This is a genomic window from Streptomyces tardus (assembly GCF_018101125.2).
Lineage (GTDB): Bacteria > Actinomycetota > Actinomycetes > Streptomycetales > Streptomycetaceae > Streptomyces > Streptomyces tardus.
The window spans coordinates 177,241-200,295 of sequence record NZ_JAELVF020000002.1 but is presented as its reverse complement, the minus strand read 5'-3'; the positions used below and the strand labels follow the sequence as shown (position 1 = coordinate 200,295).

The window sequence follows — 23,055 nt, the reverse complement described above, 5'->3', positions numbered from 1 at the left end:
CGCCGCCGGTCAGGGGCGTCCGGCGCCCGGCTCCGGTCCGCCGGCGCGTACGGGGTCGAACGTCGCCTGCCCGTCGGCGCCGCCCGCTCTCTCGCCGGAACCCGCGGCGTCCCCGCTCTCCGCGGCGTCCCTGGCGCCCGTGCCGGTCCCCCCCCCCGCGGGGGAGTGGAAGGTGAGGGCGAAGACCGGGAAGTGCTCCGCGGTCTCCCGCCACTGCGGAAGCGTGGCGTCCCGCCCCACCCCGAGCTCGGAGAAGTACCGGCCGACCTCCGACCAGCGGCGGGCGTAGGCGCGCAGCACCCGCGGCTTCTCCCGGTCGGCCAACTCGACCGCCGAGAAGGGCCGGACCCGCTTGCCCAGCCGCAGCTCAGCAGTTCCGGCCGCGCGCAGGTTGTGGGTCCACTGGACGTGTCCGCGCGGTGCGACCAGGTAGGTGCGGCCGTCCAACTCCAGGGGGTTGACCGGGGCGTGGCGCAGGGCGCCGCTGGCCCGTCCGCGAACGGCCAGCGTGTGGGCGCCGTGCAGGCTCAGGCCGCGGCGGTTGAGCCACATCACGAAGGGGTTGAGGACGCGGCGGGTGAGGCGTCCGGGGGTCAGGGCATGGGTGGAGGGCATGATCAGAGCTCCGTTTCGTGAGCAGTGCTCTCGTTGTGGTCCAGTGTTCACCTCGGTCGACGGAAAAACAAGAGCAGTGCTCTCGCATTGGTTCGGTGCTCTGCTTCGGGCAGACTGTGGCGATGGTCGGGATCGAGGGAGCGCGCAGCCGCGCGAGGGCGGAAGTGACGGCGGCGATCAAGGAGGAAGCGCGGCGCCAGCTCGCCGAGGAAGGAGCGGCGCGACTCTCGTTGCGCGCGGTCGCCCGGGAGTTGGGGATGGTGTCCTCGGCGCTCTACCGCTACTTCCCCGGCCGTGACGAGCTGCTGACCGCTCTCATCGTGGACGCCTACAGCGCGGCGGGGGCGGTCGCCGAGGCCGCGGCCTCGGACTCCGAGGGGTCGGCCCCGTCGGTGCGCTGGCGGGAGGTCTGCCGGGCGCTGCGCCGCTGGGCGCTGGCGCATCCGCACGAGTACGCCCTGGTGTACGGCTCGCCCGTGCCCGGTTACGCCGCACCCGACCGTACGACCGAGGCGGCCTCGCGGATCGCGATGGCGCTGTTCGGAGTGGTCGCCGACGCGGTGGCGGCCGGTGACTGCGCCGAGCCCGTCGACGGCCCGCCCGCCGAACTCCTCGCCGACGCGCGGGAGGTGAGGGCTCGGATCGGGCTCGAACTGCCCGCTGCCGTCCTGGCGCGTTCGCTGGTGGTGTGGCCGCAGCTGTTCGGGCTCATCGGCTTCGAGGTCTTCGGTCAGCTGCGCGGTGTGATCGAGCGGCGCGAGACGTACTTCGACCACGCTGTGGACCAACTGGCCGCCACTCTGGGGCTGTTCGGCGAACGGTCGGCGCGCTCCTAGCCCTCGGTGGCCGGCGCCCGCTCGTCGCGCCGCTCGGCCGGCTTCTCGGTGCCGGGCGTCGCGGCGGAGCGCTTGCGGCGCACGTACAGCTGCTTGCGCACTCGTGCCACCACCGTGCCGTCGGCGGCGACGACCTCGTTCTCGAACCAGGGGAGCGCCTTGGAGCCGTCCGCGGTCGCCTCCCGGATCTCCGTCAACTGCCGCTCGCTCAGCGAGAATTCGGCGAAGACGTCGCCGCGTCCGGGGGAGACGAAGTCGATCTCGGCGGCCTTGTCCCAGACGATGTAGTCCTTGCCCAGGGCGGAGACGGCCAGCAGGGCCCAGAAGGGATCGCTCATCGAGAAGAGCGATCCGCCGAAGTGGGTGCCGAAGTAGTTGCGGTTGGTGCGGCCCAGGCGCAGCCGCACACGCGCGCTGCTCCAGTCGTCGGCGATGTGCAGCACCTTGATGCCGGCGAAGAGGTACGGGGGCCACCAGCGCATGCCGCGGCGAAGGGTCTGGGGACTGATACGACGGGCCATGGCGCGAAGCTACCAGACATGCTACTCGTGAGTAATGCGTCCGTGACCAGGCTCTCATCGGCCGGTGCGCCCTGCGTGGTTGCGGACGCCGTCACACGCGAAGCGTCGTGTGCGGCGCCGGAAGGGGCTGTCGGGGTCAACTCCCCGATGGCGTCCCGGAAGGACGAGCGGTGCCGTATTTTGTTCCCCTCCCACACAAAGCGAGAATGAGGACGTGACCCAGATTCGTACCAGGCCGGAAAGAGGTCGCAGCGCTCTCGGCCCCGCACTGGAGCTCGTACACACCGGGCGGGCTCCCACGCGCGCGGTGCTCACCGCGGAGCTCGGGGTCACCCGTGCCACCGCCGGCGCGGTCGCGGCGGAGTTGCAGCACCTGGGGCTGATCACGGTGGACGCGAGTCCGACCACTGGCGCCGCCTCCCAGGGGCGGCCGTCCCACCGGCTCGGCATCGCGCCGGACGGCCCCGTCGTGCTGGCCGCACAGGTCCACGCGGACGGGTACCGGGCGGCGCTGGTCGGCCTCGGCGGGCAGGTCGTCGCCACCACGCCCGGCTGCGGAACGGTCGACGCGGACCCTGCGCAGGTCATCGGCGAGGCAGTCGCGGCGGGCGCCGGTCTCCTCGCCGGGACCGGCCGCCGCTGCGTCGGCGCCGGGCTTGCGGTGCCCTCCGCGGTCGCCGAGCCGGACGGCACCGCGCTCAACCCGCTGCACCTGGCCTGGCCGGTGGGTGCGCCGGTGCGCGGCATCTTCCGCGACTGCCTGGCCGAGGCGGGCGTACGCGCACCCACCGAGACCGGCTTCACCGGCAACGACGTCAACCTCGGGGCGCTGGCGGAGCACCGGCACGGCGCCGGACGGGGCTCCCGGCACCTGCTGTGCGTGGCCACCGGCCACCGCGGGGTGGGCGGCGCGCTCGTCCAGGGCGGCCGGCTGCACAGCGGCAGCTCCGGCCTCGCACTGGAGGTCGGCCACCTCGTGGTGGAGCCGCAGGGCCGGCGCTGCCACTGCGGCTCGCGCGGCTGCCTGGATGTGGAGACCGACCCGCTGGCCTTCCTCGAGGCGGCCGGGCGCACGCCGGGACCCGAGAGCTCCCTGCTGCACCAGTCGACCGAACTGTTGCGCGGTGCCTACGAGTCGGACGAGAGCGTCCGCGCCGCGGCGCACCGGCTCATCGACCTGCTCGGTCTGGGCCTGGCCGGTCTGGTCAACATCCTGGACCCCGACCGCATCATCCTCGGCGGGCTCCACCGCGAACTGCTGCGCGTGGACGAGGAGCGGCTGCGGGAGGTCGTCGCGGAACGCAGCCTCTGGCGGCGCGGCGGCGCGGTGCCGCTGCTCAGCTGCACTCTGGACCACAACAGCCTGGTGGGCGCGGCCGAGTTGGCCTGGCAGCCTGTACTTGACGACCCGTTGGTACTGCAGGAGGACGTGCCATGCTGATCCGCCCCGGACGCGCCGAGGAGATGGCGACGTGCCAGGACATCGAACGAGCGGCCGGCGAGCCCTTCCGGGAGCTGGGGATGGACGCCGTCGCCGACGACGAACCGTTGACGCTGGACGATCTGGAGAGCTACCGCAGGAACGGCGCGCTGTGGGTGGCTCAGCGGGGGGACGAGCTCGTCGGCTATCTGCTCGCCGCCCCTGTGGACGGCCGCACCCATGTCGAGCAGGTCTCCGTACGGCCCCGCTGGGCGCGGCGGGGGATCGGGCGGGCTCTGATCGACCACGCGGCACTGGCCCACGGCGGCGGCGACCAGACGCTGACCACTTTCGCCGACGTGCCGTGGAACGCCCCGTACTACCGCAGGCTCGGTTTCCGCGAGCTGCCGGAGGACCAACTCACGCCCGGACTGCGGCACATCAGGACGGTCGAGCGCAGGCTCGGCCTGGACCGCTGGCCCCGGTTGTGCATGCTGCGCACCGGACTCCCCCGCCCGCACGTAGCCTTGAAGGCATGATCCCCGCAGAGCTCAGCCGCAGCCGCTACGTCAGCCTGACCACCTATCGCAAGGACGGCACCGCGGTCGCCACCCCGGTGTGGGCGGTCGAGGACGAGGGGGAGCTGCTGGTGTGGACCCGCGAGGACTCCTGGAAGGTCAAGCGCCTCCGGCACGACCAGCGGGTACGAGTCGTCGCGTGCGATGTGCGCGGAAAGGTCGCCGAAGGCGCGGCGGAGGCGGAGGGAACCGCCCGGCTGATGACCGGCGAGGGCGAACTCGACCGCGTGCGGCGGGCGTTGAAGGCCCGTTACGGCTGGCAGTTCTGGCTCACCGACAGCGGAGGCGCGCTGCTGCGCCTCGGCAAGCGGCCCCATGTGGGCATCGCGGTCAGCCTGTGAGCTCGGGCTCCCCGCGCCCGGCGGCACGCGTCGGCGCGGCACCCGCCGCCGGCCCGCCGACCGGTGCGGGCAGCGTGAACCAGACGACCTTGCCCCGTCCGCCGCGCTGAACCCGGACGCCCCAGCTGGTGCTCAGCGCTGCCACCAGCGCCAGCCCGCGACCACTGGTCGCCCAGGTGCCGGAGGTCCGAAGCTCCGGCAGGCGCGGGTCGTGATCCCGCACCGAGACTGTCAACCGGTCCCACAGCAGCACGAGTTCGACGGTGCAGTGCTTGTCGGGGCCGGTGTGCCGGTGGACGTTGGCCAGCAGCTCGGTCACCGCGAGTGCGGCGCTGTCGATCAGCGGATCCACCTTCCAGCTGTGCAGCTGGGAGGAGATGATGCGCCGCACCTGACCGATGCGGGAAGGCAGCGCCTGGAACTCCACCGCGCAGTGCCTGCTGGAAGAAGGATGACTGATCACGGCTGCGACTCCCTGAGGCCGGGGGCGACATGCGCGGGGGACGCTCCCGACCGCCGGCGGCGGAAGGGGGAAAGTGTCCCGGCCTCAAGAGTGATTCACGACACACAGCCGCGCAAATCCACCGGAAATCACCGCAGGCGGGCAGGGCGAGAGGCCGGCTCCGGGTCGGTCGACCTCAGGTGGAGACCGTGCGCCTGTCCGAGGCGAGGCGGGTGGACCGCTCGCGCGTCGTCACCGACTGTGACTGGCGGCCGGCGGCCTCGCGCACCTTGGCGGCCTGCTCCCGCGCGTCCCCGAGGGCGTGGTCCAGCCGCTCGTGCGCCGGGGTGTCCAGCCGCAGCGAATACCGCTCGCCGTCCAAGGAGGCGAAGGTCAGATCCCGACTCAGCGGCACCGGGCCGCTCAGTCGCACCTGATCGACGGAGGCGCTCGCGATCTCCCGGCCGTAACTCGTCAGAAGTGTCAACCGGCCGTCCTGTACAAGGACTTGACCCGCTCTGGTAACAGAGCGCCACCGTCGTCCGACTCGCACTCCGGTCAGCTCGAAATCCGGCTCCGTCATGGCCCACCGCCCTCCCCGCCGCTCCCGCGGCAAGCGTCCTTCTGCAGTCTGCACCCTATCCGGACGCCAGGCCAGGGTGCCCCCATACGATTGGCCGGTGACCAACAGCGAGCACCGGCCCTGCGGCACCACCCCCGCCCCGATGGCCACAGTCGACGTGGACCGCAGCGACAACGCCTACCGGCACTGGCTCAAGGAGTCCGTGCGCAAGGTCCAGGCGGACTCCAACCGCAGCGCGGACACCCACCTGCTGCTCTTCCCGCTGCCCGAGGAGTGGGGCATCGACCTCTACCTCAAGGACGAGTCGACCCACCCGACCGGCAGCCTCAAGCACCGCCTCGCCCGCTCCCTGTTCCTCTACGGCCTGTGCAACGGCTGGATCCGGCCGGGCAAGCCCGTCATCGAGGCGTCCAGCGGTTCCACGGCCGTCTCGGAGGCGTACTTCGCGGGACTGATCGGCGTGCCGTTCATCGCCGTCATGCCGCGGACCACCAGCAGCGAGAAGACCCGGCTGATCGAGTTCCACGGCGGCAGCTGCCACCTCGTGGACGATCCGGGCACCGTCTACGAAGTCTCCCAGCGTCTGGCCGAGGAGACCGGCGGGCACTACATGGACCAGTTCACCTACGCCGAGCGCGCCACCGACTGGCGGGGCAACAACAACATCGCCGAGTCGATCTACCAGCAGATGCGTCTGGAGCGCTACCCCGAGCCGGCCTGGATCGTGGCCGCCGCGGGGACCGGCGGCACCTCCGCGACCATCGCCCGCTACGTCCACTACATGCAGTACGACACCCGCGTCTGCGTCCCCGACCCGGAGAACTCCTGCTTCTTCGACGGCTGGCTGAAGAACGACGCCGACGTAGTCAGCGACCGCGGCTCCCGCATCGAGGGTATCGGCCGCCCCCGCATGGAGCCGAGCTTCGTCCCCGGCGCCATCGACCGCATGATGCGGGTGCCGGACGCCGCCAGCATCGCGGCGGTGCGCACCCTGGAGCGGGCGATCGGCCGCCAGGCAGGCGGTTCGACCGGCACGGGACTGTGGAGCGCGCTGCGGATCGTCGGCGAGATGGTCGCCGAGGGGCGCAGGGGCTCGGTGGTCACGCTGCTGTGCGACCCGGGCGAGCGCTACCTGGACAAGTACTACTCGGACGACTGGCTCGCGGAGCAGGGCCTCGACATCGCCCCCTACTCCGAGGCGATCGACCACTTCCTGGCCACCTCCCACTGGCACTGACTCCGCGTCGGCCCCTTCCCGTGCAGCCGATCGTCCAGGCGTCGGCTGACGTCCCGTCAACCCCCTTCGGGCGTCCGCGGGTCGGGCCCCCGGCGTCGCGGTCCGGCAACTCGCCCGGACGCCTCCTGTTGCCCGGCCGTCGCCAACTGCCATGATGCGGGGGAGGGTTGACGCATGTCCCCACCGGGAGCGACACACGGGGAGACCATGGACAAGCAGCAGACCGCCCCCGCGCTGGAGCTCATGGTGCACGGGGTCGGCGGGGCCACTCCGCAGGACGTGCTGGACGATCCGCGCACCGTCCTGGTCACCGGCGACGCCACCGCGGGCATCCACCGCAGGGCGGACGACGAGGACGCCGAGGAGCGCCCCGAGGACTACCGCGACGGGCCGATCCGCGAGGCGTACTGCTGGTCCGGCCTGACCTCGGGCAACGGTGCGCGCGCCCTGTGGCTGGTGCTGCTGCCGTTCATGATCGCGAATCTCGCGTACTGGATGCGCCCGGCCGCCCCGCTGCGACACCCCGCGCAGCGCCTCTACTCCGCGATCGCCAGGCTCCTCGCGTTCAGCCTGACCGTGCTGCTCACCGCCGCAGTCTGCGAGCTGGCGCTCGACCTCGTCGCCTGGCAGTGCGCCGGCTCGGCGGCCTGCGCAGAGGGGTCCTCCTGGCTCTCCTTCATGGCCGTCTCCGGGGAGGGCTGGTGGAGCCTGCCCGGCCGCAGGCTGGCACTGGCGACCCTGCTGCCGCTGCTTGTCACCCTGCTGCTGTGGTGGCTCTCGCACCGCACCTGGAGCGCCTACGAATCGGCCTCGCCGCCGCCGCGCCGCCCGGGCACCGTGCACACCGAACCGGGCGAGGAGCCCCCGCCGTTGAGCCTCCCCGGCTTCTGGTACGGCCGCCGGCTCGTCTCCCGGCTGCGTGCGGCACACACCACCGCCGGTCTGCTGACCATCGCCACCGCACTGTCCCTGGCCACCCGGCACTACGACGCGGACGCGGGCGGTGCCCGGGCCCTGATCGGTCAGGTGCTGCTCGTGCTCTGCGCCGGGCTGTGGTGCGCCGCGGTACTGGCGGTGGTGCGGCGCGGGCGCACCGAGAAGGAAGCCGACGAACACCTCGACCCGGCGGTCACCCGGCTGCTGCCCTGCTCCGCGCTCGCGCTGCTCGCCCTGACTGTGGCGCACGCCGCCTGGGACCGGCCGGGCTGGGAGTCCGCCGGCGCACTGCCGGGCTCCGGCATCTTCTCCTCGCTCGCACTGGTCCAGGGCGCGCTGCTCACCGCGCTTGCCGGCACCGCGCTCGTGCTCAACCGTGCGGCCCGCCCGGCCGACCGCAGCGCGATGGCGGGTCTGGGCGGTGTCGGCGTCGCGCTGATCGGCTGCGGCATCGGCCAGGTCCTCACCGGCGGGCTGGCGCAGCGGATCTCGGAGTGGCTGGCCACCGGATCGACCGTCGGCGACTCCGAACTGATCGCCGGGCCGCCCGTGGTGCTCGTCTGGCAGGCGGCCGTCATCCCGCTGGTGCTGCTGTCCGCCGTGGTGTTCGTGCTCGTCTCCGCGGTACGGGTGATGCGGCTGCGCAAACGTCTGACGCCCGGCATCGTCGACGGCTACCCCGGCGAGACCACCGAACTCCCCACCCGCAGCGGGCAGATCGCGAGCACCATCTCCCGCGCCGGACTGACCGACTCCACCCCGGTGCTCATCGGCGCCATCACCGTCCTGTCGCTGGTCCTCGGAGCGGGCGCGGTCGCCGGAGCGCTGATCAGCGGTCAGTCACCCGGGCAGGCATCCGTCGGCGCCCCTGCGCCGCTGCCCGCCCTCGGCGCACTCGCCGAGGGCGTCGGCTCCTGGCTGATGGGCGCCCTGGTCATACTCCTGGTCGCCATGGGCCGCCAGGCGTACCGGGACCCCGGCGCGCGCCGCACCGTCGGCATCCTCTGGGACGTGGGCACCTTCTGGCCGCGCGGCGCCCACCCCTTCGCGCCGCCCTGCTACGCAGAGCGCGCCGTGCCCGACCTCAGCTGGCGGATCGGCACCTGGACCGAGCTGACCGGCGGCCGGCTCGTGCTGTCGGGCCACTCGCAGGGCAGTGTGCTCGCCGCCGCCGCGGTGTGGCAGCTGGACCCGGCGACCCGCAGCAGGGTCGCGCTGCTCACCCACGGCTCCCCGCTGGAGCGTCTGTACGGGCGCTGGTTCCCGCAGAGCTTCGGGCCGACCGCCCTGCACGCGCTGCACCGCGAGGTGGAGGGCTGGCGGAACCTGTGGCGGCTGACCGATCCGATCGGCGGCCCGGTGAAGGTCTACGCCGACGGGCCGCGCGTCGACACCGACTCACCGCCCACCACGTACACCGGCGAGGTCGACCGCGGCCCGCTGAAGGACCCGTTGACGTACGGGCGCACGCTGCGCCACCCGCTGCCCTCGCCGATCCTCGGCCACGCCGACTACCACGCCGACCCGGCCTTCGACGAGGAGCGCGACACGCTGCTGGCGAGCGTCGCCCGGCCCCGCGAACGCGTCCGGGGGGCCGGGCCGAAGAGCCCGGCGACGGACGGCGGCCCGACGGACACGGGAGCGGCCGGCGCGGGCGAGCCTGCGGGCGGCAGCGGCCCGGCGACGGACGGCGGCCCGGCGAAGGGCAGGGACGGCGGCCCGGCGAAGGGCGGGGATGGCGGTACGGCGACCGCGGTCGACACGGACCGGATCCCCGGTCAGGGCAGGGCGGGCAGATCCTCGGAGTAGAGCAGCGTCAGATCGTCGGTGCTCGGGTCCTCCACCTGCGCGACCCGGCCCGCGTGCCGCTCGACCATCGCCTCGAAGGTCTGGCGCGCGGTGCGGCCGTTGCCGAAGGAGGGACCGCGTTCCATGGTCGTGAAGTGCTTGAGCACGGCCTCCTCGGTGCCGTCGGCGAGGTGGTACTCGTGCTCCTCGGCCTGCTGCTCGACGATCCGCAGCAGGTCCTCGGCCGCGTAGTCGCCGAAGGTGATGGTCCGTGAGAAGCGGGACGCCACACCGGGGTTGACGGCCAGGAAGCGCTCCATCTCCTCGGTGTAGCCGGCGGCGATGACGACCACCTCGTCGCGATGGTCCTCCATCAGCTTCACCAGGGTGTCGATGGCCTCCCGTCCGAAGTCGCGGCCGGAGTCCTCGGGGGAGAGCGCGTACGCCTCGTCGATGAAGAGCACCCCGCCGCGTGCCTTGTCGAATGCGGCCTGGGTGCGCAGGGCGGTCGAGCCGATGTGTTCGCCCACCAGGTCCACCCGGGACACCTCGACGAGATGGCCGTGCTCGAGCACGCCCAGGCTGTGCAGGATCTCCCCGTAGAGCCGGCCCACGGTCGTCTTGCCGGTGCCGGGGGAGCCGGTGAAGACCAGGTGGCGACGGGCGGAGGCTGCCTTGAGCCCCGCGCGCTGTCGCCGCCGGCCGACCTCGATCATCGCGGTGAGCGCCCGCACCTCCCGCTTGACGCTCTCCAGGCCCACGAGCGCGTCGAGCTGACCCAGCACCTCGGTGGCCGGTCTGGCCTCCTGCGGCTCCGGCCGCGCCTCCCCGGAGGGCGCAGCGGGGGGTGGGGCAGCAGGTCGGGCGGCAGGGAGCGCCGCGGTCGCGGTGAGCAGCCCCGCGGTGCTGACCGCGGGCGCCGGCGCGGGGGCGAGCGGCTCGGCGACGGCCGCCGACTCGTCGCTGTCGCAGTCCTCCACGATCGGCCCCGGCTCGGCGAACTCGAAGCCGCCCCGACCGCAGCGTTCGGTGCGGCAGCGCCGCAGGACCGTACGGCAGCCGTCGATGACGTGGAAGCCGAAGCCCCGGGCGCCCGTGACCCGGGTGCCCTCGAAGGTGCCGCGGCCCTCGGCCGAGACGTAGACGCCCGCCTCCTCGGCGCCGGTGATCGTGCACCGCTCCACCGCGGGGTCGGCGCCCTTGGTGACGATGATGCCGGTCGCCACCGCGTCCACGACGCAGCCGGCCAGTACGCCGCCACTGCCGTGGTCGCGGAACCACGCGCCGGTGCCCGCCTCCCGGATGCGGCAGTCGTCGAGCTGGACGGCCGCGCCGTCGCTGACCGAGACCGCCGTGCCGCGGATCTGGCTCAGATCGCTGTCCACGACGTCGGCCCTGGAGCCGCGGTCGAGCACGAACAGCGCGTCGGGCACCTCGCGCACCCGGCAGCTGTCCAGCACGGCGGAGGCGCCGTCGCTGATCCAGATCGCCGGATAGTCGCCGGTGGAGTCCTGTATCTCGCAGTGGTGCGCGTCGACGCGGGTGCCCGGGTCCCAGACCGAGAGCCCGTTGCGTCCGAAGCGGCGCACCGCGGTCCTGGTCAGCGTGAGGATGGCCCTGGAGCGCAGATCGACGGCGTTCTCCGGCACGTCGTGCAGCTCGCAGTCGGTGAGGGTGAGCACCGCGTCGGCGTCCAGGGTCAGACCGTCGCCCGTGGTCCGGTGGATCTGGCACTCGGTCAACTGCCCCTGGGCGCGGGCCGTCGCGCTCACCCCGGAACCCTTGATCTCGTAGATCTCGCAGCCGTGCGCCTCCAGGGAGGTCTCCGCGCCGGTCAGTGAGATCCCGCTGCCGGAGGTGTGGTGGATGCGGCAGCGCTCGAGTCTCGGGGTGGCCCCGGAGCTCGCCGCGACGCCGGACTGGCCCGCGGCCACCACCTCGCACTCCTGGAAGAGCCCGGCCGCGGCGCCCGAGACGCTGATGCCGAGCCCGCCCGGATTGTCGATCGTGCAGCCGCGTATCACCGGGCGGGCGCCCGCCCGCACCTCGACACCGGCGGCTGAGCGGGTGACCACCCGCAGCCCCACGAGCTCGGCCGCGCAGTCCTCCACCAGCACCGCGGGGGCGGCTGCGTCCTGCCCCTCGATCTGGAGATCGGCGATCCGGGCTCCCGCGCGCACGGTGAGCGGCACACCGGTGTCCGGGGCGATGCGCACCGAACCGGCGCCGGAGCGCTCGGGACCGCGGAGGGTGACGGCGGTCTCGACAACCACGTTCTCCCTGTAGGTGCCCGGCGCGAGGGTCAGCACGTCCCCCTCGGACGCGGCCTCCAGCGCGGCCCCGAGCGTGGGGTAGTCGCCTGTCCGGCGCCGCCACCGCGACGTACCTGTATGCGTCACCTGGACCGAGCCCTGAGCCATGGACCGCTGTGCCCCAACTTCCTGCGAGAACCGAGCGCGTGCCGCGGTGCCTGCCGTGCGCCGCCGCCGTGCGCGCCTGAGTGTTTCCGTGTGTGCTCTGTACGGGTCTGTGCGTGCTTGCGCCTGTGCCGGTCTGTCCGTGCGAGCCGCGGACGGGCCGAGTCAGTGGACGTCGAGCCTGGTCGGCGCGGTCTTCACGGGGCGCCGTGGGTGGCGACGCCTGCCGGCCGCACCACCGTAGCGCGTACCGGGGCGGGCGGATGACCGATGGGGGAGCGCTGCGGCGAGGGAGGCCCGATTGGGGCGGTGGCGGGTGCAAAGTCCCGCGGGCGAGGGGGAGTTGGGTGTGCGGCGCGGCAGACGGGTCAGCTGGAGGCGGCGGGCCAGGAACGGCCCCAGTCCGGGCCGACCTTGGCCCACTGCCGCTCCCACTCCTCCAGCCGCCGACGCAGCAGCAGCCGCAGCGCCTGCCGGCGGACCAACTCCACGGCCAGCGCGGCCACGATGCCCATCACCACGCCCGCCAGCGCGGCGTGCGAACTGGCGGTGGCGGCGCTCATCGGCCGGGTGGTGAGGGCGCCGGCCATGTCCACCCAGATCCGGAAGCGGTCACCGGTCACGACCTCGCGCGTCACGGTCACCTGCGCCGCGCGCTGTGCGCCGCTCGGGGCGCGCCAACTGGCCATCACCTGCTGCTGGTGGGAGAGCTCTTCGGACTCCTCGCCGGCCGGGCGGCGGGGCAGCACCTTCTCGACGGTGGCCCAGACCTGCTGGTGGGCGAGTTGCTGGGAGCGAACGGTCTCGGTGAGCTTGCGGTGCGCGATCTCGCCGGCGGCGGCGGCCACCAGGGGGCAGGCCACCAGCACGAGGAGCAGCGCTCCCAGGGCGAGCCATCCCTCGGCGCGGTCGGTACGGCGGCACAGTGCGCTACGGCGCCAACGCCACAGACCGACGATCGCCCGGAACACCTGCTCCTCTTTCCTCTTGTCTCTCTTGCTTCTCCACATCGCGCGCACGTGCCCGTCCGCCCGGCCCCGCCGGCGGGGCCGGGGACCTGCCCGTACCTCGTGCCCGTACGTCCTGCCCGTATCCGGTGGAACTACGTGAACGGTAGCGGGCCGGGGGCGAGTTGTCCCGTGCGATCCCTGTCCGGTTGTGGACGAATCCTTGCGCGCGGGGGCGCGCACCTCTGTGCGACGAGGGTGATTTCGGCGCTCCCGGCGACCGGTCAACACCCCTTCGCGTAGCTGAACGTGACGATGGCAGGGCGATTATCACGTTCCGTGCGGAAGTCGGCGAGAAATGGCGGGGGGTACCCCGATGCCGCAATCCACATTCTTGCGCTGAGTCTCTCTTTCGAGTGATTGCACGGGACGGAATTCCCTCGTTATTTTCAACGCGCATCCCGGGCAACTGCTCGGTGCCTGACAAAGATTGGCGGTGTCCTGCGTGACGGCTCCGGTCGAAACGACCTCTGCGGGAGATACGAGTCACCCGCGACTCAGTCTGGCGACGGCGGCTGCCAGACAGCTGGCGACCACCACCAAAACGCCCCCGCAAATGCAGGGGATCTCCTCCCGCTGGCTGCTGAAGGTCCTGCCCTGGGTGCAGGTCTCCGGCGGCACGTTCCGGGTCAACCGCAGGCTGAGCCACACTCTCGGCGACGGTCGGATCGAATTCACCACCACCGGCGCCGAGGTGCGCGTGATCCCGGCCGAGCTCGGCGAGATCCCGGCGCTGAAGGGCTATCAAAACGAAGCCGTGCTGGCGGAGCTCGCCTCCCGCTTCGTGCAGCGGGACTTCGGCCCCGGCGAGGTGATCGTCGAATCCGGCCGGCCGGTCGACCGGCTCGTGCTGGTCGCCCACGGAAAGCTCACCAAGACCACCGCCGGCTTCTACGACGGCGAGTCGGTCCTCGGAGTGCTGGCCGACGGCGACTACCTCGGCGAGGCGGGGCTGACCGAGGAGGACCCCGGCACCTGGGACTGCACCGTGCGGGCCGCCACCAGCGGCACCGTGCTGACGCTCGAGACGGGGCAGCTGACCGAGGTGCTGGATCGCGCGGACAGCCTGCGCGCGCATCTCGCGGCCTTCCGCAGCGCCATCCCGCAGGCCCGCAACGCCAGCGGCGAGCGCGAGATCGAGCTCGCCTCCGGTCATGAGGGCGAGCTGGAGCTGCCGGGTACGTTCGTGGATTACGACGTGTCGCCGCGGGAGTACGAGTTGTCGGTGGCGCAGACGGTGCTGCGGGTGCATTCGCGGGTCGCGGATCTGTACAACGAGCCGATGAACCAGGTCGAGGAGCAACTGCGCCTGACCATCGAGGCGTTGCGGGAGCGGCAGGAGCACGAGCTGGTGAACAACCGGCAGTTCGGTCTGCTGCACAACGCCGATCTCGGTCAGCGGCTGCACACCCGCACCGGTCCGCCCACCCCCGACGACCTCGACGAGCTGCTGGCGACCGTGTGGAAGGAGCCGAGCGTCGTCCTGGCCCACCCCAAGGCGATCGCCGCCTTCGGCCGGGAGTGCAGCAGCCGGGGGCTCTACCCCGACTCCGTCGACCTCGACGGCCACCGGGCGCCCGCCTGGCGCGGTGTGCCGATCCTGCCGTGCAACAAGATCCCGGTGACCTCCGCCGGTGCCACCTCGATGATGGCGATGCGTACCGGCGAGAAGAACCAGGGAGTCGTAGGACTCCACCGCACCGGAATTCCCGACGAATACCAGCCGAGCCTTTCGGTGCGTTTCATGGGCATCAACGAGAAGGCCATCATCAGTTATCTGGTGAGCGCGTACTACTCCGCCGCGGTTCTCGTCCCGGACGCGCTGGGAATTCTGGAGGACGTCGAAGTCGGTCACTGAAACCGCGTTGGGGCGTGCGCGGAGAACCGGTTCGAACGGTTCTCCGCCCGGCCCGGCGTTCATCGCGGCCCCGCGGCCCGCCCGGCGGCGCCCGCGGACTCACCGGCTCGCCGCCCGGCCCTCTCACAGGTCGGGCGTGCGGTGCCCGGCGAATCCGCCGAAGCCGCGTACGGGCGGCTCCCCTCGTCCCGCCGCCAGTTGCACCATGCCGCGTCCCCGCGGCGGCGCGCGGCCTCACGGTCCCGCGCGCGACACACACGTACCGGAAGGCCCCACACCGTATGACCAGCACGCCGTTGACCGACCAGAACACCGCTCCCGGCAGCAGCCTGAACACCGCGGCAGCACGCACCCTCGCCACGACCACCAAGACGCCGCCGCAGATGCAGGGCATCTCCACCCGGTGGCTGCTGCGGATCCTGCCCTGGGTGGAGGTCTCGGGCGGCACCTACCGGGTGAACCGGCGACTCACCCACACCCTCGGCAACGGACGCGTGGAGTTCATCAGCGCTGGCGCCGAAGTCCGCGTGATCCCGGCCGAGTTGACCGAACTCCCCGCGCTCCACGGATTCGAGGGCACCGACGAGCTCCAGACGCTGGCCGCACGCTGCGTACAGCGCGAGTACGCCGCCGGGGAGCGCATCGTCGACGGCGGCAGCCCGGTCGAGGAGGTGCTGCTGATCGCCCACGGAAAGATCAACAAGGTCGGCGCCGGCGAGTACGACGGCGAGACCAACCTCGGGGTGCTCGCGGACGGCGACTGGGCCGGCGACCAGGCACTGACCGACCGCGAGGGCCGCTGGGACTGCTCGCTGCGCTCGCTGACCCGCTGCACCGTACTGGCCCTCCCGCTCACGGAGTTCAGGGCGGTAGCAGAGCAGTCCGCGCCCCTCAGGGCGCATCTGGAGGGCTTGCTCAGCCGACTGATGCCCCGGCAGAACAAGCGCGGTGAGGCGGACATCGAGCTCGCCTCCGGTCATGAGGGCGAGCTGGAGCTGCCGGGTACGTTCGTGGATTACGACGTGTCGCCGCGGGAGTACGAGTTGTCGGTGGCGCAGACGGTGCTGCGGGTGCATTCGCGGGTCGCGGATCTGTACAACGAGCCGATGAACCAGGTCGAGGAGCAACTGCGCCTGACCGTCCAGGCGTTGCGGGAGCGGCAGGAGCACGAGCTGGTGAACAACCGGCAGTTCGGTCTGCTGCACAACGCCGATCTCGGTCAGCGGCTGCACACTCGCACCGGTCCGCCCACCCCCGACGACCTCGACGACCTCATCACCCGCCGCCGCAAGACCCAGTTCCTGCTGGCACACCCGCGCACCATCGCCGCGATCGGCCGGGAGTGCAGCAGCCGGGGGATCTATCCCGGCCACGCCGAAGTCGACGGCTCCGCGGTCCGCACCTGGCGCGGCATCCCGCTGCTGCCCTGCAACAAGATCCCGATCAGCAAGAACCACACCAGCTCGGTGCTCGCGATGCGCCTGGGCCAGGAGAACCAGGGCGTCGTCGGGCTGCACCAGAGCGGCATCCCGGACGAGATCGAGCCGAGTCTGAACGCCCGCTTCATGGGCATCGACGACAAGGCGGTGATGTCCTACCTGGTCAGCGTCTACTTCTCGGCCGCCGTACTGGTACCGGATGCCCTCGGCATCCTGGAGGACGTGGAGGTCTAGAGATCCGGCACCGGACCGCAGCACTGGGCGCGGTACCGGGTTCGACGGCCGCCGGCGCGGCAGGACCGCGCCGGCCGCCGCCCCGCCGCCGCTCGCCGCCCTACCTGTGCCGGCCGCCCTGCGCCGGCCGCCCTGCGCCGGCCGCCCCGCACGGGTCGCCCGGCCACGGCTGTCCCCGCCACGGAGTGGGTGTGACACTGGGGGAGGGGCAGCCGTGGTGACCGCCCGACCTCGCCGGCAGTCCGCGCCGGTGGCCGGGCCGCGGGCTCCCCGTGCCGGGGACGCAGAGCCCGGCGAGAGGAGGCGCCATGCGGACCAAAACAGGACTGCTCGGCACGCTCAGCCCCGAGCACTCGGCGCGGCTGCGGCAGCTCGGTCGGGAGGTCGCGTTCCCCTCGGGCGAGCGCATCTTCGAGGAGGGCGAGAAAGCCGACCGCTTCTGGATCGTCCACACCGGATCGGTGACGCTGGAGCAGCGGGTCCCGGGCCGCAGCGCCCAGGTCGTGGAGAACATCAGCCACGGTGAACTGCTCGGCTGGTCCTGGTTCTTCCCGCCCTTCGCCTGGCATCTGAGCGGTGAGGCGGGCAGCCCGGTGCGTGCCCTGGAGTTCGACGCCGCCGAGGTGCGAGCACTGTGCGAGCAGGACCACGAGCTGGGGTACGCGCTCGCGCTGGCCGTCGGCGAGATCGTCTCGCACCGTCTCCAGCGCTCCCGCAGCCGGCTGATCGACCTGTACGGCTGAGGGCCGGACAGGGCGCCCCTCCCCGACCCGCTCCCGCCCCGCAGGGCCGGACAGGGCCGACGATGAGCCCGTTCCGCCGGGCCGGCCGGCCACCGGACGGGCACGAACCGGGGCGGGGCGCGCGCTCGCGCCCGACTCCGCGCACTGTTCGTACAGACGGTCCCATTGCCCACCCGTCCGCGCTGGCGCACGATGTGCACGTGCTGAACCCCTGGCTGGCACTGGCAGCCGGCGCGGACCCGCGGGAGCGGGCCGTCGCCGTGCGTCGCGCGCACGCCGACTTCCTGACCGACGGCACCGTGCGGCCCGGGGTGCGCCCGGTGGTCGCCGAGTCCTGGCGCCGCTGCGCCGGGGCCAGGGTCCGTCCCGCCGAGGTCGCCGAGGTGGACATGTCCGACGCCGACCTCGCAGCGCACCGCGTTCAACACCCGCTCGCCCAGGTCATGCCGCTGGTACGGGAGTTGCTGGGCGGCATCGCCGATGACGGGGAGCATCTGCTCTCGGTCTGCGACGAGTACGGGCGGATGCTCTGGGTCGAGGGGCACCCCCAGGTCCGACGGCGCGCGGAGCGCATGAACTTCGTCCCGGGGTCCCGGTGGGCGGAGGCCCGGGTCGGCACCAACGCGCCGGGCACCGCGCTGGCCGTCGACCACGCGGTGCAGATCTTCAGCGCCGAGCACTACTGCCTCCCGGTGCAGCAGTGGACCTGCGCGGCGGCCCCCGTCCACGATCCGCGCACCCGGCGGGTCATCGGCGTACTGGACATCACCGGTGGTGACCATCTCGCCGCCCCGCAGAGCCTCGCCCTGGTCCAGGCGACCGCCCGGGCAGCGGAAGCACAGCTGGCGGCGCTCGGCACCCTCCCCGACCGTGCCCGACTGCAGGTGCTCGGCCGCGACGAGGCCGTACTCCACCGCGGCGGCGGCAGCGTGCGGCTGGGCCGCAGACACAGCGAGATCGTGACGCTGCTCGCCGCCCGCCCCGACGGCCTGACCGGCCAGGCGCTGGCCTGGGAGCTGTACGGCGAGCGCGAGGTCAACCCCGTCACCCTGCGTGCGGAGCTCTCACGGCTGCGGCAGCTGCTCGGCACCTTTCTCGCCTCGCGGCCCTACCGGCTCACCCAACCCGTCGACACCGACGCCGGGTTCGTCGCCGACGCCCTGCGCACCGACCCCGCCTCGGCGCTCGCCGCCTACCGCGGTCCGCTGCTGCCCGAGTCCGAGGCGCCCGGCATCGTCGGGATGCGCCGCCGTCTCCTCGGCGGGCTCCGGCAGGCACTGCTGGGGGCGGGCGAGCCCGCGCTGCTCCGCGACTGGGTCGCCACCGGCTGGGGCGAGGACGACCTCGAGGTGTGGGAGGCGCTCCTGGCGCTCGTCCCCGCCCGGGAGCACGCCGTGCTCACCGCCCGTGTCGCAGCGCTGCGAGCCGACTACGGACTGTACGGGGCCCGCTGAGCGCGGGCGCGCAAACCGACCGCACCGCTCCCCGCCCCCGCCACACCGCCCGCACACCCTCGGCGCCCGCTGTCGCGTACGCCATCCGGCGCCGAACTCCCCGCGCCCGCACGGCGCGCAACGTCCGTGCAACCTCCCCGCACCTACGCTCTGGGCCCAGGCCGCCGTACCGCAGTGGGTGGGGCGGCGACCCCAGCCAGGAGGGCGACCATGAGCCGCTACGCCGCGCCCGGGACGGCCGACGCCGTCATGAGCTACCAGTCCCGCTACGACCACTGGATCGGCGGGGCCTACACGCCGCCCGCGGGGGGCCAGTACTTCGAGAACCCGAGTCCCGTCAACGGGCAGCCCTTCACCGAGATCGCCCGCGGCACGGCTGCGGACGTCGAGGCCGCGCTCGACGCGGCGCACGCGGCGGCTCCGGGCTGGGCCGCCACCTCGGCCGGCGAGCGGGCCCTCGTCCTGAACCGGATCGCCGACCGCATGGAGGAGAACCTCGAGCGGCTGGCCGTCGCGGAGAGCTGGGAGAACGGCAAGCCGGTGCGCGAGACGCTGGCCGCCGATCTGCCCCTGGCCGTCGACCACTTCCGCTACTTCGCGGGCGCGATCCGCGCCCAGGAGGGCACCCTCTCCGAGATCGACCCCGACACGGTGGCGTACCACTTCCACGAGCCGCTCGGCGTGGTCGCGCAAATCATCCCGTGGAACTTCCCGCTCCTGATGGCGACCTGGAAGCTGGCCCCGGCTCTCGCGGCGGGCAACGCCGTCGTGCTGAAGCCGGCCGAGCAGACACCCGCCTCGATCCACTACTGGATGAGCCTGATCGCGGATCTGCTGCCGCCCGGTGTGATCAACATCGTCAACGGCTTCGGCGCCGAGGCCGGCAAGCCGCTCGCCTCCAGCGCGCGCGTCGCCAAGGTCGCCTTCACCGGTGAGACCACCACGGGGCGGCTGATCATGCAGTACGCCTCGGAGAACCTGAAGCCCGTCACCCTCGAACTCGGCGGCAAGAGCCCGAACATCTTCTTCGACGACGTCTCCGCCGAGCAGGACGACTTCCTCGACAAGGCGCTCGAAGGCTTCACCATGTTCGCGCTGAACCAGGGCGAGGTCTGCACCTGCCCCTCGCGCGCACTGATCCAGCGCGGCCACTACCGGGACTTCCTGGACGCGGCTGTCGCCAGGACCGAACAGATCGTCCAGGGCAACCCGTTGGACACCGAGACGATGATCGGCGCCCAGGCGTCCAACGACCAGTTGGAGAAGATCCTCGCCTACCTCGACATCGGCGCCCAGGAGGGCGCGAAGGTGCTCACCGGTGGCGCGAGGGCGGAGCTGGACGGCGAGTTGGCCGGCGGCTACTACGTGCGACCGACCATCCTGGAGGGCGCCAACCACATGCGGGTCTTCCAGGAGGAGATCTTCGGACCGGTCGTCGCCGTCACCGGGTTCGACGACTACGCCGACGCCATGAAGATCGCCAACGACACGCTCTACGGGCTCGGCGCCGGAGTGTGGACCAGGGACGGCAGCACCGCCTACCGAGCGGGCCGGGCGATCCAGGCCGGCCGGGTGTGGACCAACTGCTACCACGCCTACCCCGCACACGCCGCGTTCGGCGGCTACAAGCAGTCCGGCATCGGGCGGGAGAACCACCGGATGATGCTCGCCCACTACCAGCAGACCAAGAACCTGCTGGTCAGCTACTCCCCGAAGAAGCTCGGCTTCTTCTAGGCCGCGCGAGTGCCGGCTTCGGCGCTGCCCGCGGCGGGTCCGCACGCAGGAAAGGAAGAGCGCAGGTGTCGAGAGTCGAACTGACCGATGCGGCGGGCGAGTTGCTGGCGCGGCTCACCGCTCTGCACGGGCCGCTGATGTTCCACCAGTCCGGTGGCTGCTGCGACGGCAGTTCACCGATGTGCTACCCGCGCGGCGACTTCCGCACCGGGGCCTCGGACGTACTCCTCGGTGAGCTGACGGCGCCGGGGGTGCCGGAACCGGTGCGGTTCTGGATGTCCGCGAGCCAGTACGCGTACTGGAGTCACACCCACCTCACGGTGGACGTGGTGCCGGGCCGCGGCGGCGGGTTCTCGGTGGAAGCGCCGGAAGGGGTGCGGTTCCTGATCCGCTCCCGCCTGCTCACCGACGAGGAACTGCGAACGCTGGAGGCGGAGGACAACCCGGAGGACAACCCGGGGGACGAGCAGGGCGAGGCGTCGCGGACCGACCGCGCCGCACCGTCCACCGGGCCTCGTCCCGACTGACGGGGCATCCCGATACCCGTCGCATGCCTGCCCGTGGTGCACGGGTCGCCGGCTCTTGCAGGAGGCGACTCGCTGGCCGACGGCGGCGGGCAGGCGTACGGCGGCCCGGAGGCCGCGCTCTCGTGCGAGCGGGGCGCGGCCTCTTCCGTGACCGCCGAGCTCCCGCCGCGTGCCGAACCGCCCCCACCCACGCGACGGGGCGGCGGCGGAGGAACGGATGTCGTTCCTCCGCCGCCGCCCCGGACGGCTGAGCTGGACCACCCCCGTGGTGCTGGGCCCAGTGGATGCGGTGCGCAGGGCGCGTGCGGTGGTCTGCGGCTCAGTAGCCGTAGCCGGGGTGCGGCCTTCCGTACGGGTCCTCGTAACGCGTGGGCGCGGGCTGCGCGTTCATCGGGCGGGGCGCCGCGGGCCGCGGCGCCGCCGGACGCATCCGGGTCTGCTGCGGGTACCCGCCCGGCTGCTGGTAGGGCTGGCCGTACTGCTGCTGCGCGCCGGCCGCTGCCTGCTGCGGGATGTAGGGCGCGGGTGCCTGCTGGAGCGGCGCCGCGTGCTGTACGGGCTGGGGGAAGCCGCGCTGATGCCCCAGCGAAGCCTGACTCGGCCCCGAGGCGAGCGCCGGGAGGGCGGGCAGATTGCTCGCGCTCTCATACGCGGCAGGGACCCGGATGGGCGCGATCTGCGGGGTGCCCCGCTCGGCCACCAGGCTGTCGTAGATAGGCGTGTCGGCGAAGGATGGGGCGGAGTAGTAGCCGCCGCCGTATCCGCTGCGGGAGGAGGGGGAGGTCATGCTGCCCAAGTTAAACCGAAGAAAGGCTTTCTGAGGAGGGTGGCAAGGGGGTCATTTGCCGCCGTTCCGGTGGCAACGATCTTCGAACCGTCGCGAAGTGTCGCAAACCGCCCAGTAGTTGACCGTCTCGGCACGACGCCGGCGCCCCGCGAGTGGCCGACCGCCGCCGTCCGGCAGCGGGTCGCGGTGGCATAGGTTGGGTGGTCGGCGAGCAGTGAACAAGCGGGCGGCGCCATGAGGGTTGGCCGTCTTGAGGGGAATCACCATGACGATGAGTAAAGGCATGAACGTCCCGGTCGCGGCGTCGGCGGTGCGAGTGGAGATCGGCTGGCAGGCCGGCGCCGGGGTGCCCGACGTCGACGCCTCCGCGCTGCTGCTGCTGGACACCGGCAAGGTGCGCTCGGACGAGGACTTCGTCTTCTACAACCAGGCGCAGCACCCCTCCGGCGGAGTGCGCCACGTCGGCAAGACACCTGCGGGCGGCACGGTGAGCGACGCGCTGACGGTCGAGTTCGGGCAGGTCGAGGCCGGGATCGAGAAGGTCGTGCTCGTCGCCTCCGCCGACGGCGGCACCTTCGGGCAGGTGCCCGGGCTGCACGTGCGCGTCCTCGACAGCGCGAACGGCGCGGAGTTGGCCCGCTTCGACAGCGAGGACGCCTCCAACGAGACGGCGTTCGTCCTCGGCGAGCTGTACCGCAGGCAGGGTGCCTGGAAGTTCCGCGCCGTCGGCCAGGGGTACGCCACCGGACTCGGCGGTCTGGCCACCGACTTCGGGATCTCCGTCGAGGAGCCCGCCCCGGCCCCCGCGGCGCCCGCTCCTGCTGCGCCGCCCGTGCAGCAGGCCCCGCCTGCGCCGCCCGTGCAGCCCGCCCCGCCGCAGACGCCGCCCGCACAGCCGGTGAGCCTGAGCAAGATCACGCTCACCAAGGAGGCGCCGGTCGTCTCCCTCACCAAGCAGGGCGGCACCTCCGGCAATCTGCGGGTCAACCTCAACTGGGAGGTCCGCAAGCAGTTCAAGGGCTGGGGGCAGAAGCTCGGCCGCGCCATCGCCCAGCACAACGATCTCGACCTCGACCTCGGCGCGCTCTTCGAGCTGAGCGACGGCCGCAAGGGTGTCGTCCAGGCCATCGGCAACACCTTCGGCGCGCTGGACCGTCCGCCCTACATCCACCTGGACGGCGACGACCGAACCGGCGCCGTCTCCAGCGGCGAGAACCTCGACGTCAACCTCGACCACGTCCAGGACTTCAAGCGCATCCTGGTCTTCGTCACCGTCTACGAGGGGGCCCGCTCCTTCGCCAACCTCAACGCGACCGTCACCCTCCAGCCGCAGCACGGCGCCCCGGTGGAGTTCTTCCTCGACGAGTGCACGGTGCCCTCCACGGTCTGCGCGCTCGCGCTGCTCACCAACCAGGGCGGCGAGCTCGTGGTCCAGCGAGAGGCCCGCTACCTCGTCCCCGAGCGCGGCGTCAGCCCGCAGCGCACCCTGGACTACGCCTACGGGTGGGGACTGAACTGGACCCCCGGCAGCAAGTGAGCCTCCGCGGAGGGTGACCGC

General features: G+C 72.5%; 20 protein-coding genes. 13 read left to right on the top strand and 7 right to left on the bottom strand.

The genetic code is table 11. The features are described from left to right. Positions 1–9: 9 nt before the first annotated feature. Positions 10–615, bottom strand: coding sequence for a nitroreductase family deazaflavin-dependent oxidoreductase (locus JGS22_RS26870; protein ID WP_211039167.1), 606 nt, complete (start codon positions 613–615; stop codon positions 10–12). Positions 616–737: 122 nt separating this feature from the next. Between JGS22_RS26870 and JGS22_RS21775 the strand changes: the two genes are divergently transcribed. Continuing rightward, positions 738–1,451: a TetR/AcrR family transcriptional regulator gene (locus JGS22_RS21775; RefSeq protein ID WP_211039166.1), complete on the top strand. Its 714-nt coding sequence runs from the start codon at positions 738–740 to the stop codon at positions 1,449–1,451. Here JGS22_RS21775 and JGS22_RS21770 read toward each other — a convergent pair. Then, entirely contained in the window at positions 1,448–1,972 is a 525-nt protein-coding gene (locus tag JGS22_RS21770; RefSeq protein ID WP_211039165.1) for a DUF4442 domain-containing protein, read from the bottom strand. The two genes, JGS22_RS21775 and JGS22_RS21770, sit on opposite strands and share 4 nt — an antisense overlap. 214 nt (positions 1,973–2,186) lie before the next feature. On the opposite strand from JGS22_RS21770, the gene JGS22_RS21765 reads away from it, so the two are divergent. Genes JGS22_RS21765 through JGS22_RS21755 form a run of 3 tightly spaced genes read left to right on the top strand, consistent with a single transcriptional unit; the run spans position 2,187 to position 4,311 of the window. Next, positions 2,187–3,413 carry an ROK family protein gene (locus tag JGS22_RS21765; RefSeq protein ID WP_211039164.1) on the top strand — a complete coding sequence of 409 codons (1,227 nt, stop codon included), beginning with the start codon at positions 2,187–2,189 and terminating at the stop codon, positions 3,411–3,413. Then, positions 3,407–3,931, top strand: a complete 525-nt coding sequence (locus JGS22_RS21760; RefSeq protein WP_211039163.1) for a GNAT family N-acetyltransferase — start codon at positions 3,407–3,409, stop codon at positions 3,929–3,931. The genes JGS22_RS21765 and JGS22_RS21760 overlap by 7 nt, the downstream gene beginning before the upstream one ends. Continuing rightward, positions 3,928–4,311 (top strand): PPOX class F420-dependent oxidoreductase, encoded by a 384-nt coding sequence (locus JGS22_RS21755; protein ID WP_211039162.1) that lies wholly within the window; start codon positions 3,928–3,930, stop codon positions 4,309–4,311. The genes JGS22_RS21760 and JGS22_RS21755 overlap by 4 nt, the downstream gene beginning before the upstream one ends. On the opposite strand, the gene JGS22_RS21750 is transcribed toward JGS22_RS21755, so the two are convergent. Together JGS22_RS21750 and JGS22_RS21745 are read right to left on the bottom strand one after the other, a co-directional pair. Next, a complete protein-coding gene (locus JGS22_RS21750) occupies positions 4,301–4,774 on the bottom strand; it encodes an ATP-binding protein (protein ID WP_211039161.1) in 474 nt (157 codons plus the stop codon). The two genes, JGS22_RS21755 and JGS22_RS21750, sit on opposite strands and share 11 nt — an antisense overlap. Positions 4,775–4,949: 175 nt before the next feature. Then, positions 4,950–5,240: a hypothetical protein gene (locus JGS22_RS21745; RefSeq protein WP_211039160.1), complete on the bottom strand. Its 291-nt coding sequence runs from the start codon at positions 5,238–5,240 to the stop codon at positions 4,950–4,952. 238 nt (positions 5,241–5,478) lie between these two features. Here JGS22_RS21745 and JGS22_RS21740 point away from each other — a divergent pair, with 238 nt between their 5' ends. Continuing rightward, positions 5,479–6,573, top strand: coding sequence for a PLP-dependent cysteine synthase family protein (locus JGS22_RS21740; protein ID WP_211039189.1), 1,095 nt, complete (start codon positions 5,479–5,481; stop codon positions 6,571–6,573). Positions 6,574–6,747: 174 nt separating this feature from the next. Further along, positions 6,748–9,318, top strand: a complete 2,571-nt coding sequence (locus tag JGS22_RS21735) for a hypothetical protein (protein ID WP_211039159.1) — start codon at positions 6,748–6,750, stop codon at positions 9,316–9,318. Here JGS22_RS21735 and JGS22_RS21730 read toward each other — a convergent pair. Continuing rightward, positions 9,288–11,717 carry a right-handed parallel beta-helix repeat-containing protein gene (locus JGS22_RS21730; protein ID WP_211039158.1) on the bottom strand — a complete coding sequence of 810 codons (2,430 nt, stop codon included), beginning with the start codon at positions 11,715–11,717 and terminating at the stop codon, positions 9,288–9,290. The genes JGS22_RS21735 and JGS22_RS21730 overlap by 31 nt on opposite strands. A 365-nt stretch (positions 11,718–12,082) precedes the next feature. Continuing rightward, positions 12,083–12,685, bottom strand: coding sequence for an Rv1733c family protein (locus tag JGS22_RS21725; protein WP_211039157.1), 603 nt, complete (start codon positions 12,683–12,685; stop codon positions 12,083–12,085). 481 nt (positions 12,686–13,166) lie between these two features. On the opposite strand from JGS22_RS21725, the gene JGS22_RS21720 reads away from it, so the two are divergent. The 6 genes from JGS22_RS21720 to JGS22_RS21695 all read left to right on the top strand — a co-directional run bounded on the left by JGS22_RS21720 (position 13,167) and on the right by JGS22_RS21695 (position 20,710). Then, positions 13,167–14,579 carry a family 2B encapsulin nanocompartment shell protein gene (locus tag JGS22_RS21720; RefSeq protein ID WP_308405836.1) on the top strand — a complete coding sequence of 471 codons (1,413 nt, stop codon included), beginning with the start codon at positions 13,167–13,169 and terminating at the stop codon, positions 14,577–14,579. A 281-nt stretch (positions 14,580–14,860) separates the two neighbouring features. Further along, positions 14,861–16,252, top strand: coding sequence for a family 2B encapsulin nanocompartment shell protein (locus JGS22_RS21715; protein ID WP_211039155.1), 1,392 nt, complete (start codon positions 14,861–14,863; stop codon positions 16,250–16,252). Between the two features lie 308 nt (positions 16,253–16,560). Then, on the top strand, positions 16,561–16,995 hold the full coding sequence (locus tag JGS22_RS21710) for a Crp/Fnr family transcriptional regulator (protein ID WP_211039154.1): 435 nt from the start codon (positions 16,561–16,563) through the stop codon (positions 16,993–16,995). A 200-nt stretch (positions 16,996–17,195) separates the two neighbouring features. After that, the gene (locus tag JGS22_RS21705; RefSeq protein ID WP_211039153.1) at positions 17,196–18,449 is read left to right on the top strand and encodes a GAF domain-containing protein; all 1,254 of its coding nucleotides are present in this window, start codon (positions 17,196–17,198) and stop codon (positions 18,447–18,449) included. A 210-nt stretch (positions 18,450–18,659) separates the two neighbouring features. Continuing rightward, positions 18,660–20,183: an acetaldehyde dehydrogenase ExaC gene (exaC, locus tag JGS22_RS21700; protein ID WP_211039152.1), complete on the top strand. Its 1,524-nt coding sequence runs from the start codon at positions 18,660–18,662 to the stop codon at positions 20,181–20,183. Between the two features lie 65 nt (positions 20,184–20,248). Next, the gene (locus tag JGS22_RS21695) at positions 20,249–20,710 is read left to right on the top strand and encodes a DUF779 domain-containing protein (protein ID WP_211039151.1); all 462 of its coding nucleotides are present in this window, start codon (positions 20,249–20,251) and stop codon (positions 20,708–20,710) included. Positions 20,711–21,029: 319 nt separating this feature from the next. Here JGS22_RS21695 and JGS22_RS21690 read toward each other — a convergent pair whose 3' ends face one another. Continuing rightward, positions 21,030–21,497, bottom strand: a complete 468-nt coding sequence (locus JGS22_RS21690) for a DUF6643 family protein (RefSeq protein ID WP_211039150.1) — start codon at positions 21,495–21,497, stop codon at positions 21,030–21,032. Between the two features lie 265 nt (positions 21,498–21,762). Between JGS22_RS21690 and JGS22_RS21685 the strand changes: the two genes are divergently transcribed. Beyond that, positions 21,763–23,034, top strand: coding sequence for a TerD family protein (locus tag JGS22_RS21685; protein WP_236074243.1), 1,272 nt, complete (start codon positions 21,763–21,765; stop codon positions 23,032–23,034). Positions 23,035–23,055: the final 21 nt, after the last annotated feature.

Coding starts and splice junctions, on each gene's coding strand:
- JGS22_RS26870 (WP_211039167.1), bottom strand. CDS start 615: ATGCCCTCCACCCATGCCCTGACCCCCGGACGCCTCACCCGCCGCGTC.
- JGS22_RS21775 (WP_211039166.1), top strand. CDS start 738: ATGGTCGGGATCGAGGGAGCGCGCAGCCGCGCGAGGGCGGAAGTGACG.
- JGS22_RS21770 (WP_211039165.1), bottom strand. CDS start 1,972: ATGGCCCGTCGTATCAGTCCCCAGACCCTTCGCCGCGGCATGCGCTGG.
- JGS22_RS21760 (WP_211039163.1), top strand. CDS start 3,407: ATGCTGATCCGCCCCGGACGCGCCGAGGAGATGGCGACGTGCCAGGAC.
- JGS22_RS21755 (WP_211039162.1), top strand. CDS start 3,928: ATGATCCCCGCAGAGCTCAGCCGCAGCCGCTACGTCAGCCTGACCACC.
- JGS22_RS21740 (WP_211039189.1), top strand. CDS start 5,479: ATGGCCACAGTCGACGTGGACCGCAGCGACAACGCCTACCGGCACTGG.
- JGS22_RS21735 (WP_211039159.1), top strand. CDS start 6,748: ATGTCCCCACCGGGAGCGACACACGGGGAGACCATGGACAAGCAGCAG.
- JGS22_RS21730 (WP_211039158.1), bottom strand. CDS start 11,717: ATGGCTCAGGGCTCGGTCCAGGTGACGCATACAGGTACGTCGCGGTGG.
- JGS22_RS21715 (WP_211039155.1), top strand. CDS start 14,861: ATGACCAGCACGCCGTTGACCGACCAGAACACCGCTCCCGGCAGCAGC.
- JGS22_RS21710 (WP_211039154.1), top strand. CDS start 16,561: ATGCGGACCAAAACAGGACTGCTCGGCACGCTCAGCCCCGAGCACTCG.
- exaC (WP_211039152.1), top strand. CDS start 18,660: ATGAGCCGCTACGCCGCGCCCGGGACGGCCGACGCCGTCATGAGCTAC.
- JGS22_RS21690 (WP_211039150.1), bottom strand. CDS start 21,497: ATGACCTCCCCCTCCTCCCGCAGCGGATACGGCGGCGGCTACTACTCC.
- JGS22_RS21685 (WP_236074243.1), top strand. CDS start 21,763: ATGACGATGAGTAAAGGCATGAACGTCCCGGTCGCGGCGTCGGCGGTG.